Raw genomic sequence first — 492 nt, 5'->3', positions numbered from 1 at the left:
GCTGGCTGCATCTGGTGCTGCTCGTCGACGACGGTCTGTCCATGCTGCTGTGGCACCGGCTCGGCGCCGAGCTGAGGGTCCTGCTGGAGCCCAGCTCGGCGCCGAGCCGGTGCCACAGCAGCATGGACAGACCGTCGTCGACGAGCAGCACCAGATGCAGCCAGCGCTCCCGCACCGGGCGCTGCACCACGTCCGGCAGCCCGGTCTCGGCGAACTGGGTCGCGGTGCGCTCCTCGTCGATCTCCAGCCGGTGCCGGCTGTCCAGACGGCGCCTGAGCGGCCGCAGCGCACGGCTGACGGCCAGTTCGTCGGCGAGCGCCTTGCCCTCGGGCACCCGGACCGGCATGGCCCTGCGCGGCTCCGGTCCGGCCCGCCCGCTCCACGGGGCCGGGGTCTGGCGGGCCGCCGCGTACAGGGTCGGCGGGATGAGGTCCGGCAGGTCCGGGTCGTCGGGGTCGGGCGGCGGCTCGGCGGGCCGGTCCGGTTCGGGGG

General features: G+C 75.8%; 1 pseudogene. It reads right to left on the bottom strand.

Annotated elements, in window-relative coordinates:
• Positions 1 to 492: pseudogene (locus tag JHN63_RS51970) on the bottom strand (hypothetical protein); the annotation flags it as partial.

It is taken from the genome of Streptomyces sp. MBT65, from assembly GCF_016612545.1.
In the GTDB taxonomy this organism is placed as follows: Bacteria; Actinomycetota; Actinomycetes; order Streptomycetales; family Streptomycetaceae; genus Streptomyces.
Note: the sequence above shows the minus strand (reverse complement) of the source record. Positions and strands in the feature narration are given on the sequence as shown.